Origin of the sequence: Stenotrophomonas sp. 2YAF22 (assembly GCF_052114665.1) — a bacterium.
In the GTDB taxonomy this organism is placed as follows: domain Bacteria; phylum Pseudomonadota; class Gammaproteobacteria; order Xanthomonadales; family Xanthomonadaceae; genus Stenotrophomonas; species Stenotrophomonas indicatrix.
The window spans coordinates 1-13,899 of sequence record NZ_JBFRFE010000034.1 but is presented as its reverse complement, the minus strand read 5'-3'; the positions used below and the strand labels follow the sequence as shown (position 1 = coordinate 13,899).

General features: G+C 66.5%; 13 protein-coding genes. 6 read left to right on the top strand and 7 right to left on the bottom strand.

Translation table 11 applies throughout. The features are described 5' to 3' along the window. Positions 1–117 precede the first annotated feature (117 nt). Both AB4Y84_RS02830 and bioA read right to left on the bottom strand, forming a co-directional pair. Entirely contained in the window at positions 118–855 is a 738-nt protein-coding gene (locus AB4Y84_RS02830; protein WP_363732056.1) for a 16S rRNA (uracil(1498)-N(3))-methyltransferase, read from the bottom strand. Then, complete coding sequence (gene bioA / locus AB4Y84_RS02825) at positions 846–2,237, bottom strand: adenosylmethionine--8-amino-7-oxononanoate transaminase (RefSeq protein WP_442249744.1); 1,392 nt, start codon at positions 2,235–2,237, stop codon at positions 846–848. The genes AB4Y84_RS02830 and bioA overlap by 10 nt, the downstream gene beginning before the upstream one ends. A 77-nt stretch (positions 2,238–2,314) precedes the next feature. On the opposite strand from bioA, the gene nudE reads away from it, so the two are divergent. The 5 genes from nudE to AB4Y84_RS02800 all read left to right on the top strand — a co-directional run bounded on the left by nudE (position 2,315) and on the right by AB4Y84_RS02800 (position 5,248). Next, a complete protein-coding gene (gene nudE / locus AB4Y84_RS02820; RefSeq protein WP_312109837.1) occupies positions 2,315–2,878 on the top strand; it encodes an ADP compounds hydrolase NudE in 564 nt (187 codons plus the stop codon). Then, on the top strand, positions 2,875–3,678 hold the full coding sequence (gene cysQ, locus AB4Y84_RS02815; RefSeq protein ID WP_442245008.1) for a 3'(2'),5'-bisphosphate nucleotidase CysQ: 804 nt from the start codon (positions 2,875–2,877) through the stop codon (positions 3,676–3,678). Before nudE ends, cysQ begins: the two co-directional genes overlap by 4 nt. 14 nt (positions 3,679–3,692) lie before the next feature. Continuing rightward, complete coding sequence (mazG, locus tag AB4Y84_RS02810) at positions 3,693–4,529, top strand: nucleoside triphosphate pyrophosphohydrolase (RefSeq protein ID WP_442249743.1); 837 nt, start codon at positions 3,693–3,695, stop codon at positions 4,527–4,529. Then, positions 4,526–4,852, top strand: coding sequence for a YnfA family protein (locus tag AB4Y84_RS02805; RefSeq protein ID WP_032974968.1), 327 nt, complete (start codon positions 4,526–4,528; stop codon positions 4,850–4,852). The genes mazG and AB4Y84_RS02805 overlap by 4 nt, the downstream gene beginning before the upstream one ends. A gap of 93 nt (positions 4,853–4,945) precedes the next feature. After that, positions 4,946–5,248 carry a DUF962 domain-containing protein gene (locus AB4Y84_RS02800; protein ID WP_363732067.1) on the top strand — a complete coding sequence of 101 codons (303 nt, stop codon included), beginning with the start codon at positions 4,946–4,948 and terminating at the stop codon, positions 5,246–5,248. Positions 5,249–5,281: 33 nt separating this feature from the next. Here AB4Y84_RS02800 and AB4Y84_RS02795 read toward each other — a convergent pair whose 3' ends face one another. From AB4Y84_RS02795 to AB4Y84_RS02775, 5 genes are read right to left on the bottom strand one after another with little or no spacing between them, the layout of a single operon-like run. After that, the gene (locus AB4Y84_RS02795; RefSeq protein ID WP_442245009.1) at positions 5,282–6,466 is read right to left on the bottom strand and encodes a GDSL-type esterase/lipase family protein; all 1,185 of its coding nucleotides are present in this window, start codon (positions 6,464–6,466) and stop codon (positions 5,282–5,284) included. A 14-nt stretch (positions 6,467–6,480) separates the two neighbouring features. Beyond that, the gene (locus AB4Y84_RS02790; RefSeq protein ID WP_089236518.1) at positions 6,481–7,233 is read right to left on the bottom strand and encodes an SDR family NAD(P)-dependent oxidoreductase; all 753 of its coding nucleotides are present in this window, start codon (positions 7,231–7,233) and stop codon (positions 6,481–6,483) included. 45 nt (positions 7,234–7,278) lie between these two features. Continuing rightward, positions 7,279–8,583 carry an MFS transporter gene (locus AB4Y84_RS02785; RefSeq protein WP_033831792.1) on the bottom strand — a complete coding sequence of 435 codons (1,305 nt, stop codon included), beginning with the start codon at positions 8,581–8,583 and terminating at the stop codon, positions 7,279–7,281. Further along, positions 8,580–10,829, bottom strand: coding sequence for an oligoalginate lyase (locus AB4Y84_RS02780; RefSeq protein ID WP_442249742.1), 2,250 nt, complete (start codon positions 10,827–10,829; stop codon positions 8,580–8,582). The genes AB4Y84_RS02785 and AB4Y84_RS02780 overlap by 4 nt, the downstream gene beginning before the upstream one ends. Beyond that, positions 10,826–12,172, bottom strand: a complete 1,347-nt coding sequence (locus AB4Y84_RS02775; protein WP_442245011.1) for a polysaccharide lyase 6 family protein — start codon at positions 12,170–12,172, stop codon at positions 10,826–10,828. Before AB4Y84_RS02775 ends, AB4Y84_RS02780 begins: the two co-directional genes overlap by 4 nt. A gap of 336 nt (positions 12,173–12,508) precedes the next feature. Here AB4Y84_RS02775 and AB4Y84_RS02770 point away from each other — a divergent pair. Continuing rightward, the coding region (locus tag AB4Y84_RS02770) for a TonB-dependent receptor plug domain-containing protein (protein ID WP_442249741.1) at positions 12,509–13,899 on the top strand (1,391 nt) is incomplete at its 3' end.

The window sequence follows — 13,899 nt, the reverse complement described above, 5'->3', positions numbered from 1 at the left end:
GCCATGGGATCAAGAGGTTGCCGGCCAGCGGCCGGCACTACCAGGTTGTGAGGCGCATGCGTTGGCGCCGGGCCATGCCCGGTCAACGGTCAACGCAGTGGTCGCGCGATCCGTCGCTTACCCCAGATCACCCAGCCTTGCCTGCAACGCCGCGATCGCGGCCAGGCCTGCGGTCTCCGTGCGCAGGATGCGGGGGCCCAACTGCAGGCCCTGGAAGCCTGCGGTGGCCAACTGCTCACGGTCACGCGGTGACCAGCCGCCTTCCGGCCCGATGGCGATCACCACGCCGCCGGCCGGTGCCGTCTGCAGTGTCGACAACCGGTGCGCTCCCAGCGGGTCCAGGGTCAACCGCAACGTATGGTCTGGCAGCGCCGCGCTGGCCTGTGCCAGCGACTGCGGCGGTCCTACCTGCGGAATGCGCGCACGACCGGACTGCCCGCAGGCCGACTGTACGACGTTGTTCCAGTGCGCCACGCGTTTTTCCGCGCGTGCTGCATCCAGCTTAACTTCGGTGCGCTCGGCATTCACCGGCACGATGGCGCTCACCCCCAGTTCGGTGGCTTTCTGCAGGATCAGGTCCATCTTTTCGCCGCGTGCAATGCCCTGCAGCAGGGTGATGGTCAGCGGCGATTCGTTGGCGATCGGCTGCACCGCGTCGATGCGTACCTGTACCTCGCGTTTGCCGGCCATGGTCAGCGTCGCGGTGTAGTCATGGCCATCGCCGTTGAACAGCACGCAGGTGTCACCCTCGCGCAGGCGCATCACCCGTACCAAGTGGTTGGCCGTCTCTTCCGGCAGGGTCACGGTCTGGCCGCTGTGCAGCGCCAGGTCGATGGGGCAGCGGGTCACGCGCATGCAATCGCCTCGTCGATGGCCGCCAGCGTGGTATGCGCCAGCAGCTCCAGTTGTTCGTCGTCCACGCAGTACGGTGGCATCCAGTACAGCACGTTGCCCAGCGGGCGCAGCACTACGCCGCGCTTCAGCGCCACCTTGTAGGCGTGCAGCCCCAGCCGCRGCGCCGGATCGAAGGGCGTGCGCTTGTCGCCGTTGCGGGTCAGTTCGAAGGCCACCACCATCCCGGCCTGGCGCACATCGGCCACGTGCGGATGGTCGGCGAACGGTGCGGCCAAGGTGCCCATCACCGAGGCGATGCCGCGGTTGCGCGCGATCACATCGTCCTCGCCGAAGATGTCCAGCGTGGCCAGCGCCGCCGCGCAGGCCAGCGGGTTGCCGGTGTAGCTGTGCGAATGCAGGAAGGCACGTTCGCGCGAATCATCAAGGAAGGCGTCGTACAGCGCCTGCGTGGCCAGCACCGCAGCCAAGGGCAGGAAGCCACCGGTCAGGCCCTTGGACAGGCACAGCAGGTCCGGCATCACCCCGGCCTGCTCGCAGGCGAACATCGTGCCGGTGCGGCCGAAGCCGGTGGCGATCTCATCGGCGATCAGGAACGCACCATGGGCATCGCACAGTTCACGTACGCGCTGCAGATAGGCCGGATCGTGCATGCGCATGCCACCGGCACACTGCAGCCGTGGCTCCAGGATCACCGCGCAGATCTCGCCCGGATGCTGGTCGAACAGCGTGGCCAGGCCATCGGCGGCCTGGCGTGCGCGGTCGGCCGCACTCTGCCCGGGCTCGGCCAGGTAGGCGTCGGGCGAGGGCGCAAACAGGCCCTCGGCCAGCAGCGGCGCATAGACCCGGCGGTACAGCGGAATGTCGGCCAGTGCGAGGGCGCCCAGCGTCTCGCCGTGGTAGCCGTTTTCCAGCGAGACGAAGCGCGTGCGCCGGGTCTCACCGCGGTTCTGGAAATACTGGAAGGCCATCTTCAGCGCCACTTCGACGCCGGCCGAACCGTTGTCGGCGTAGAACACCTTGGCCAGTGGCGCGCGGCCGGGCTGGCGCGGCGCGAGGGCCAGCAGGCGCTCAGCCAGGGTGATCGCGGGCTCGTGGCCGAACCCGGCCAGCATCACCTGTTCCAGCTGTCCAGCCTGGGCGGCGATGGCACCGCCGATGCGCGGCTCGGCATGGCCGAACAGGTTGGTCCACCAGCTGCTGACCGCATCCAGGTAGCGGTTGCCGTCGTGATCGATCAGCCAGGCGCCTTCGCCGCGGGCGATCGGCACCAGCGGCAACGTGTCCGGATGCTCTCGCATCTGCGTGCACGGGTGCCACAGGACCTTGAGGTCGCGTTGCCGCCAGTGCTGGACCAGCGGAGAGGGGGTTGGGTCTGCTAGCATTTCGGGCTCATGAACATGTTGCTGCCTGCACATTCTATCGGCCTCGGCGCATGCGCCGGCTGCCACGGAGATTCCGCATGAACGATGACCGCGCCAGGCGTCCTCTGCCGATCATCCATCGGATCACCGACGAGGAGAACGGGCCCTTCCAGCGCCAGCACCTGGACCTGGAGTTCTCAAATGGTGAACGCCGCCGCTTCGAGCGCCTGGTCAGCCGCGGCCATGGCGCGGTGGTGGTGGTGCCGATGCTGGATGAAGAAACCGTGCTGCTGGTGCGTGAATACGCGGCCGGCATGCACCGTTACGAGCTTGGCCTGGTCAAGGGCCGGATCGATGCCGGCGAAACGCCGGAGCAGGCCGCCGACCGTGAGTTGAAGGAAGAGGCCGGCTACGGCGCTCGGCAGGTCGACGTGCTGCGCGCGATGACCCTGGCGCCGACCTACATGAGCCATCAGTCCTGGCTGGTGGTCGCGCGCGACCTGTACCCGGAGAAACTGGCCGGCGACGAGCCGGAGGAACTGGAAGTGGTGCCATGGAAGCTGGCCGATCTGGACCAGCTGATGCTGCGCGAGGACTTTTCCGAAGGGCGTTCGCTGGCGGCACTGTTCATCGCCCGCCAGTGGCTGCAGGGAGCACGATGATCAAGCTGACCACGGAACTGCGCGAGACCGCGATCGCCATTGCCCAGGAAGCCGGGCAGGCGATCATGCAGGTCTACAGCAACGGTTTCGACGTGACACTCAAGGACGACGACAGCCCGGTCACCGCTGCTGACCTGGCTGCCGACCGGGTGATCCAGCAGGGGCTGCGCCAGCTGACCCCGGACCTGCCGATCCTGTCGGAAGAGTCGCCGCTGGTGCCCTGGGAGCAGCGTCAGCACTGGGGCGCGTACTGGCTGGTCGACCCGCTTGATGGCACCCGCGATTTCGTCAAGCGCAATGGCGAGTTCAGCGTCAACATCGCGCTGATCTACCAGGGCGCCCCGGCCTTCGGCGTGGTCCAGTCTCCGGTCACCGGCATTGTCTGGCACGCGATGCGGGGCGAGCTGGCGTATCGTCGGCAGGGTGTACATGACACCGTGCTGCGTACCCGTACACCCGCGACTGCGCCCCTTCGCGTCGCCGCCAGCCGCTCGCATCGTTCAGCAGAGACCAATGCCCTGCTGGCCCGTATGGGCGACATCGAGACCGTGGTCCAGGGCTCTTCGCTGAAATTCTGCCGGATCGCCGAAGGCGGACTGGATGTCTATCCGCGGCTGGGCCCGACCTCCGAATGGGATACCGCTGCTGGCCAGTGCGTGCTGCACGCGGCCGGTGGCGCGGTGCTCTCGGTCCGGACCGGCAAGCCGTTCCGCTACAACCGCCGGCCGACGCTGTTGAACGGCGATTTCATGGCGCTGGGCGATACCAGCCTGCCGTGGCGGGACTGGTTGTCCGATTGATCCAGGAGAAACGCATGAGCACGCACGATACCCCTGCCACCGGCAACGCCAGCGCGGAGCTGGAGCGCCTGCTGGCCATCATGGCGCGCCTGCGTGACCCGCAGGGGGGCTGTCCCTGGGATCTGGAGCAGAACTTCGCGACCATCGCCCCCTATACGATCGAAGAAGCCTATGAAGTGGCCGACGCGATCGATCGGGGCGACCTCGACGACCTCTGCGATGAACTGGGTGACCTGCTGCTGCAGGTCGTGTTCCATGCGCGCATGGCTGAAGAACAGGGTGCGTTTGCCTTCGCCGAGGTCGCGCGCGCGATCAGCGACAAGATGCAGCGGCGGCACCCGCATGTGTTTGCCGATGWCAGCGTCGACGATGCCGACGGCGTGATGCGTAACTGGGACGCGATCAAGCGTGCTGAGCGCGCGGCAAAGGGCGATCAGGACACCTCGGCGCTGGCCGGGATCTCCCGTGGCCTGCCGGAATGGCAGCGGGCGGTGAAGCTGCAGTCGCGCGCGGCCAAGGTGGGTTTCGATTGGCCCGGTCCGCTGCCGGTACTGGACAAGGCGGCCGAGGAACTGCAGGAACTGCGCGAAGAGTTCGAACGCGGTGACATCGTGGGCAACAAGGCGCGCCTGCAGGAGGAACTGGGTGACCYGCTGTTCGTGTGCGCCAACCTGGCGCGCCATGCGGACATCGATCTGGGTGCCGCGCTGCGTGGGGCCAACCACAAGTTCGAACGTCGCTTCCGTTCGATGGAGGCGCAGGCCGAGGCACAAGGCGATTCGCTGGCCGCACTCGATCTGGATGCGCAGGAAGCGCTCTGGCAGCACGCCAAGGCCACCGAAAAAGCGTGAAAACGCTCGGTCTGTTCCTGCTGACCGCGCTGGCCGAGATCATCGGCTGCTACCTGCCGTGGCTGTGGCTGCGCAAGGGTGGCAGTATCTGGCTGCTGTTGCCGGCGGCGGCCAGCCTGGCGTTGTTCGCCTGGCTGCTGACCCTGCACCCGACCGCCAGCGGACGCGTGTACGCAGCCTACGGTGGCGTGTACATCGGCACGGCGCTGTTCTGGCTGTGGCTGGTCGACGGCATCCGTCCCAGCCGCTGGGACATGCTGGGGGCTGCGCTTTGCCTGGCCGGCATGGCGGTGATCATGTTCGGGCCGCGGCAACCGGGGTAAGCCGGGCAGGTGTAGAGTCGAGCAATGCTCGACCGTTGTTGTGGCAACAACAGCCGGGCATGGCTCGGCACCTTCAACGAACGGAGCACGCGCATGTCCCGCTTCGCCAGCTTCCGCGAGTTCTACCCGTTCTATCTCAGCGAGCACCGCAACACGGTCTCGCGTCGGCTGCACTTCATCGGCAGCTGCGGCGTACTGCTGCTGGTCGCCATCGCCGTGCTGCGAGGGCAGCCGCTGCTGCTGTTGGCGGCATTGGCCTGCGGCTACGGCTTTGCCTGGGTCGGTCACTTCTTCTTCGAGAAGAACCGCCCTGCAACATTTCGTCATCCACTGTATTCGTTCATCGGTGACTGGGTGATGTTCGCCGACATCCTGCGTGGCAGGGTGAAGTGGTGATCTCGCCGTGCGCGCCGGCCGGCGCCGTACGACTCAACGCGCGTTGCAGCCCAGCGCCGCCAGGTTGATCGCGTCGGCCATGCGCCGGTAGCCCTCGTCGTTCGGGTGCAGATGATCGCGGGTGATGTCCGCCGGCAATGATTCCGGCTGTTTCGGATCACGCAGCGCCGCATCGAAATCCACCACGCCATCGAATCCGGTGTCCTGGCCACGCGCCCACTGGTTGATCGCGGTGCGGGTGGCGGCCGATACCGGCTCGTAGCGCTCCGAATCGCCGAAGGGCGTCAATGTGCCGAGATGAGCGCGGATGCCATGCGCATGCAACCGCGCGGCCACCTGACGGTAGCCCAGCAGCATGTCTGCCGCGCTGCGTCCCGGCAGCGGCTGTGCGCCGCCACCGTGGCGGATGTCATTGATGCCTTCGAACAGGATCACCTGGTCGGCGTCGGCCACTGCGATCACGTCGCGATCCAGCCGCGACAGCGCGCTGTGGCTGCGGCCGTGGTCCAGCAGCTTGTTGCCGCTGATGCCCTGGTTGAGCACCACGAAGCGGTCCGGGCAGGCCTGCTGCAGGCGCTGGCCCAAGCGCTCGGGCCATTGGTTGAACGAGCCACGCGAAGCCGTCGCGCCCTCGGTGATGGAATCACCCAGGGCCACGATCACCTGCGGCCGGTCCGCGCGCTGCACCAGTACCGCAGAGAACACGTTCTGCTGGTAGCCCACGCGCACGCTGTCGGCCACCGCGTCCTGCTTTCCGTCGGCCACCCGCACCACCGTACGGCGCACCGCGGGGCGGGTGGGCTGCGGGAAGTACGCGGTCACGCTGATCTCCTGCAGGGCGGCAACCCGCAAGGGCAGTGCATCACTGAGCAGCGCTGCGCCCACCGGTACGTCGATGGAGGTGCGTCCATCGACGGTGACCGGCAGCGCTGCCGCCTTGCCATCCTTCAGGCGCACCCGTACGTCTTCCACATGCAGCGGCGTGGTGCCCAGTTCGTTGCTGATGCGCAGTCGCAGCGCATCGCCCTTGCTACCCAGGCGAATGTCCTGGCGCACGGTCTGCGCGGCGAACTGCACGGGCGCGTCAGCGCTGCCATCCTTGCGGTCAGGCGCGGGCGAAGCGGTCCAGGCGGTGACCCAGACCGGTGCGGCCAGCGCCACAGGGGCGGCCACGGCGCTGCCGATGGCCAGGGAAAGCAGTGTGATCCAGCGCTGCATGGGCTTCGGTCCGGTCAGGAGAAGTAGGTGCCGCCGTTGACGTCCAGATTGGCTCCGGTGACGAACGCTGCTGCATCCGACGCCAGGTACACCGCCGCATCGGCGGCTTCGTCCGGCAGGCCCTGGCGACGCAGCGGCGTCGCGCCGGCCACCGCCGTACGCACTTCCGGTTTGGTGAATTCGTCATGGAAGCGGGTGGCGATCATGCCGCAGCACAGTGCGTTGACGCGGATACCCTTCGGCCCCAGCTCCTTGGCCATGGCCCGGGTGAAGGTCATCACGCCCGCTTTGGCGGTGGCGTAGATCGCCGCGCCGGGGCCGCCGCCATCGCGACCGGCCTGCGAGGCGAAGTTCACGATCGCCGCGCCTTCGCCCATGTGCGGTACCACGGCGTGGGTGGTCAGGTAGGTGGAGGTCAGGTTGAGGTCGATGACCTTGTGGAAGAACGCCGGATCGATGTCGGCCAGCGGACGACGCTCGACCATGCCGCCGGCCACGTTCACCAGCACGTCGATGCGCTGGCCGAATGCAGCCTGCGTCGCCGCGACCAGGCCGGCCACGGCGGCGGGATCGGTGACGTCGGCGCGGTGGGCGATGGCCTGGCCACCGGCCGCCTTGATCAGCGCCAGCGTTTCCTGCGCGCTGGCTTCGTCGTTGGCGTAGTTGAGGCAGACGCGTGCGCCGGCCGCAGCCAGCTTGATCGAGACGGCACGGCCGATATCACGGCCACCACCGGTGACGATGGCCACCTTGTCCTGGAACGACATGCGGGAAACTCCTTGGTTTGCGGGGGAATGCGAGGGAATGGGGGCTCAACCGTCGGTGCGGTCGAGCTTGTGGATCGGTCCGGTCCACCACCACAGTGCGGCCAGCGACAGCGGCACCAGTGCGGCGACGAGGATGAAGATCGGTGCATAGGAATGGCGGGTCAGCACCGGCACCAGCCAGGTGGTGATCAACGTTCCGGCTACGGCGGCCAGGCCGCCGAGACCGGCCAGCGTGCCCACCGAGCGGCCATCGAACAGATCGCCGGGCAAGGTCTGGATGTTGCCGATGGCGATCTGGAAACCGAACAGCACTGCTGCAATCGCCAGCACCGCAAACAGCGGCTGGTTGGCCAGTACCGCGCCCAGCAGGGCCGGTGCCATGATCACGCAGCCCAGCGAAATCGACAGCTTGCGCGCACGGTCCACGCTCTGGCCGGCATTGATCAGGCGCCCCGACAGCCAGCCGCCGCTCAGGCTGCCGAGCATGGCGCCGACGAAGGGCACCCAGGCGAACAGGCCGATCTGCTTGATGTCGAAGCCGAAGGTCTCGGCCAGATAGATCGGCAGCCACGATACGAACAGCCACCAGATCGGATCCAGCAGGAAACGGCAGGCGAGCATGCCCCAGCTCTGCCGGTGGGCCAGCAGCGAACGCACGCTGACCTTCGGTGCATCCACGCGTTGCTGGCCAGCCTGGTCTTCCATGATCAGGCGCCGCTCGGCGTCACTCACCCACGGATGCTTGTCCGGGCCGGCGCGATAGACGAACAGCCATGGCAGCAGCCACAGGAAACCAAGTGCACCGACCAGCACGAAGGTGCCGCGCCAGCCCAGCCACAGGTACAGGCCGGCGATGGCCGGCGCTGAAACGATGGCACCGATGGACGCGCCCGCGTTGAAGATGCCCTGTGCGAGGGCACGCTCACGCGCGGGGAACCACTCGGCATTGGCTTTCACCGCGCCGGGCCAGGCACCGGCTTCGCTGATGCCCAGCATCGCCCGCACCACGCTGAAGGAGAGCATGGAGTGGGTGACCGAATGCAGCGCGATCGAGATCGACCACACACTGATCGACAACGCGAACCCCAGCCGCGTCCCGATCATGTCGAACAGGCGCCCGAACAGGAACTGGCCGGCGGCATAGAAGAGCATGAACACGGTGACCAGCAGTGCGTAATCGTCCTTGGTCGCGCCGACTTCCCTGGCGATCTCCGGCCACATCACCGCCAGTGCATTGCGGTCGATGTAGTTGATCACCGTGGCCACCGCGATCAGGCCGACGATCAGCCAGCGCACGGCCGAGCGCACCGGCACCTTGCGCAACGTAGCCACGGCCGAGGGGCCGTTCATCGTGCATCACCCTTGCTGCGGTCCATGCGCGCATGACTGCCGCTCCAGCGGTAGGCATGGCCATCCACCGTCACGCTGTGTTCGCCCTTCGCGTCGCTGTCGTCGGCCACGCCGAGTGCGATGCGGGCGCCGCTGGCCAGGCGCAGCTCGAGCACCTCGGCATCATTGCCGCGGGTGCGGATGATCTGCTTGATGCGGCTGTCTGCACCGTGCACGTACTCGGCGGTGCCGTTGTACTCGCCATGCGGCTCCAGCACGCTGAAGAAGGTCACATCCTTCTGTCCTTCCACGCGCTGCAGCAGCGCCGGTTCACGGCGCAGGTTGAACTCGGGATCATTGGCACCGCTCTCCACCAGCAACGCCTGCGCCGGCGCGCTGCTGCCGAAGCGGTAGGTGTAGAAGCGTCCGTCGAGCAGCCACGCCAGCGTGCGCGGCTCACTGCCGGCCTTGCTGCGTGCGTCCAGCCACAGGTGCTGGTAGCCGTTGTCGCTGCCGAGTACCGGGCGCTGGGTGGGGAAATGCTCCGCCTCGAAACCGGTGGTGACGATATGGCCGTTGAAGTGCAGTGGCAGGTCGTAGCGTGCAGCCTTGTCGCCGTGCACCTGCAGCAGGTCCAGCACCACCGGCAGGCCCAGTTCGGGGTGGCGCAGCAGTGCCTGGGTGCGGGTGAACACCACGCCCGGATAGGCATCGCGCATCGTCGCCGAGGCGATCTGGGTATCTGCGTCGGCCTGGAAGAAGCGCACCTGCGGGGCGAGTTCCTCACCGCGCTTCCAGTCGCCCTTGAAGTGGCTCTGCTCGTTCACCACCAGCGTGTTGTGGGCCACGGTCTGCTTGGCCCAGCTGCGGTTCTCGGCAAGATAGATGCCACCGCGCTTGGCTTCCACGTTGAGGAAGCGCGCCGCGCCGTAGTCGGTCACCACGGCGTTGCCATTGTCGTAGAACAGCCAGTTGAGCTTGTCGAAGTGGCCGTGGCCCATGCCCTGCATGGTGTCCTTCTGCACCAGCGCCTGGCCGCGTTCGCCGCCCATGCGCAGGATCGCCAGACCGCCGCGTTCACCGTCCGGGCCGTCGCGCAGCAGCATCGGCCGGTAGTCGAACGGTTTGGCTTTGTTGGCTGCCAACGCCTGCGCCACCTGCAGCCCTTCCGGCGACAGCAGCAGGCGTTTCTGCTGCTGGGCGACCGACAGCAGACGGTCATCGCCGGCCTGCGCATAGGCGATGCCGATGCCAGCCACCAGCTCTTCGGTATCGATGCCCTTGTCCAGGATCGCATCGTTGATCGGGAAGAACAGGCCGTCGTAACTGGTCTGCACCAGCACGTCCACCGCCTTCAGCAGCACGCCGTCGCGGCGCGCGAAGATCTTCCGCTGCGGCTCGTTGCGTTCGATCGCGTTGGCAAACAACAGGAACGGCGCCAGCGCATAGCGCTGGTAGTAGGGGCCTTCCTCGTAATACCCATCGGGCGAGAACAGCAGGTCGATCTGCCGCAGGAAGCCGAACTGGTCATCCTTGCGGCTGCCGCGCAGCGATTTCTCCACCAGCTCCCGATCACGCAGCACGTAGCCGGTCATGCCGGTGGCGGCCACCGCCCAGGTCGCGTGGTTGTGGATCTGGTCGTAGTTCTTCGGCTCGCTGGCCAGGAACTCGGCCATCGGCCGGAACACCTGCGACTCGATGATCTGCCGATCCTGCGGCGACAGGGCATCGCGGATCGCGTCGTAGCCCTGGATGGCGTTGACCAGCCAGACCGAATCGTTGAGCACCTGCCAGAACACCCGGCCGGGAATCTGTCCGCGTCCCTCCGGATGCGGGCCGAGGGTCGGGTAGAGCTTGGCGTACTCCAGCAGCATGTCGCGCGAATAGGCGACATAGGCCTTGTCGCCGGTCAGCCGATACAGGGTGCCGGCGGCCAGCAGTGCCTGGTAGTTGCGCTTGTGCTGCTCATGGGTGCGGCCGCCGCCCTTGTCCTTCGGCACCGGCACGTCGATGCCGGCCTTCATCATCTTCTGCAGCGATTTTTCCGTACGCGCCTGTTCCTTGGCGAACCACGGATAGCGGCTGCCTTCGCTGGCCATCTGCTGCCACTGCGCGGCGGTCACCAGTACCGGCGCGGTATCGCCTTGTCSCGCGGCTGTGGCAGGTGCCGCATGCAGCGATGCCGTCGGCAACAGGGCGAAGGGAGCGGCCAGGGCGAGGGCGAGCGCCAGACGGTGGGAACAAAGGGACAGCGGCTGCAACCTCATCGATCAACTCCGGTGCTGGTGCGTGACAGGGCAACCTCGCCCACCTTGGGATACCAGTCCACCCCCGTCTGTTCGCGCGGGGTCATTGCCAGCGCCGGGTCGGCGCCGATGGTGGGCAGGGGCGTTGCCGGCACCCACAGGCCGCTTGCGGCCTGCTGCAGGGTGATGCTGGCGCTGTTCACCCCGCCGGGGAATACGCTGCTGGCCTGCGGCGACTGCACGTTGCCGCTGAAGGCGATGCCCGCCAGTGAACTGGCCGCATTCGGTGGATTTTTGCTGGTGCGGTTGACGATCAGGTTGCCGCTGAAGTGGCTGTTGCTGGCGGCGACCACGATGCCCTTGGTTTCGTCATGGCCCACACCGAAGCTGATCTTCGCCACGTCGACGAAGGTGTTGCGGCTGATGGTCGCGTTGACCACCGGCGCGTAGCCGGACAACGGCGGATTGGCCTGTGCATCCATCACCGCCAGTGCCGAGCGGTTGCTGGAGCCGGCCAGCCGTTCGAAGTAGTTGTTGCTGACGGTCTGGTCGGCATTGATGATGCGCACGCCGCCGGTGCCGGCCTTGTCGTCGCCGAGGAAGAGGTTGTCGACCACCCGGTTGCCCTTGCCATGGCGCAGGGTCAGCGCGCCGGCCGAACGATAGAACACGTTGCCGCGGAAGGTATTGCCGCCGGACTTGTTGGAGACGATCTCGGTCTCGCCATCGCAGCCCTCGAACCAGTTGTTCTCCACCGTGCTGTTGGAATCGCTCAGCGAGGTGTCGCTGGTGCCGACGCGGATCGTCTCTCCGCCATTGACGCCCAGCGCCGGCCGCGGGCCGAACCAGTTGTGGTCGATGCGGTGCTGGTTGTCCAGGCCCTGGGTGGCATCGCGCACCACCACCACCGTCGGGCCGGCGTTGGTCTTGCCGCGCAGCTGGCTGTGGTCGAGGCGGTTGTTGCTGCCGTACAGCGACACCCAGTAGTCCTGGTCGCTGCCATCGGGGTTGCTGTAGTCATCGATGACCAGGCCGGTGACACGGCTGTGGCTGGCCACTGCCTTGCTTGACTCGCGGAACGCCACCACCGCGTCGCCCGGGGTGTAGCCGTTGCGGAATACCAGGTTGGAGACCTGCAGGTAGCTGCCGGCCAGGCGCAGGTCCGACCCCCCGCTGAGGATCACCTTGCCCGGCGTCTGCGCGCGCAGCACGATCGGTGCGGCGGCGGTGCCCTGGCCCTTCAGCAGCAGGCGCGCATCGATCCAGGTGCCATCGGCCAGCACGATTTCATCGCCGGGTTGYAGCGCGGCAGCGGCGGTGGCGAACTCGGCGGCATCATGGACCAGCCAGCTTGCAGCATGCACCGGCAAACTGGTCAGGCATGTTGCCAGTCCAATTGCCAGGCAATATCCAAGGGTGGGTTTCGAAAGGCGGTGCGAAGTCGGTTGAATGCGCATGAAGTCCTTCCAGGGACGGCGATGCCGCGGTTTCGGAGTGGGTGTGCATACCACTTGGTAGGTGTGTTGTAAGCCACGTTGCGCGCAAAGTCATGCTGCATCAGCACATGAAATGCCGGGCAACAGGTCTGAATCAAAGGTATTACGAAAAATCCAGTCCAGTTGGTTGACATTTCTGTGTCGGCGTGTCGAAGCTGCGTCCCACGCCTACTGTCCGGGCGATCCTTTGGGAGGAGGAAAACCATGCGGCAACCAGCCGGAGTTGTACGTCGTACACCGTTGTCACCCACACCGCTGATCGTGGCACTGCTCGCTGCGCTGGCGGCTTCACCGGCCGTGCAGGCGCAGTCTGCCGGTAGCGGTTCAGGGCAGGACGCCACCACCTTGGACCAGGTCCAGGTCACCGGCATCCGCGAATCGATGCAGAGCTCGATCAACAAGAAGCGCGACGACACGGTGATCGCCGATGTGTTGTCGGCCGACGACATCGGCGACCTGCCCGCGCCATCACTGGCCGATGCGATCGAAACGCTGACCGGTGCCGCCTCGACCCGCGACAAGACCGGCGCATCGGAAATCTCGATCCGCGGTCTCGGCGCCTTCCTCAGCAGCACCAATTTCAACGGCCGCGAGATCACCAACGGCAGCGGCGACCGCTCGGTGAACTTCAACATGTTCCCGGCCGAGCTGATCAATACGGTGGCGATCTACAAGACCCAGCGTGCCGACATCATCGAAGGCGGTGTCGCTGGCACCATCGGGCTGGAGACGGTCAAGCCGCTGGAGTACGGCAAGCGCTCGGCGCAGATCGATCTGCGTGGCAGCTGGGCCGAGTATGACAAGAAGTACCGCGACGACGATGGCATCGGCTATCGCGGTACCGCCAGCTACATCGACCAGTTCGAATTCGGCAACGGCCAGAAGCTCGGCATCTCGCTGGGCATCCAGCGGCTGGAGGGCACCGATCCGGAGGAGAGCATCACCAGCGGCTCCACCTGGTATGCCTGCGATGGCAGGCAGAACGTGGCCAATGCCAACTGCAATGAGGTCAGCGCCCAGGCCATCGCCAACGGCGCGCCGTACTATCTGGTGCCAAGCAGCCGCATCTATCGCCTGAAGCAGGAGCGCAATGATCGCCAGAGCGAATTCGCGGCGATCCAGTGGCGGCCCAACGACGTGGTCGAGGTCAACCTCGATTTCGAACATACCGAGCGCAACTGGGACGAGGACCGCAGTGACCTGAGCCTTTCCAACGCACGTCGCGGCATCACCCAGCGTGACGTGGACGAGGACGGCATCGTCCGTCACCTGCATGGCAGCACCTCCATCGATTCAACCTCCAACCGCTATTGGCGCGGCGAGGAGTACACCGGTGGTGGCCTGAACCTGATCCTGCGTCCGAGCCCGGCCTGGGAGCTGTCCACCGATCTTTCCTATTCGCATACCAACCGCCTGGACAGCGAGCGCATGACCCGGCTGCGCGCCAACCAGCGCGACGTCAACAACGCCATCGTGCCGGGTATCAGCAGCGGCGCCACCGGCTATGTCGACTACGACTGGGACTGGCATGGCGAGGTGCCGAGCGTCGCGCTGGCGCCGAACTTCGACCCGAACAACTGGGACGCCTACACCGG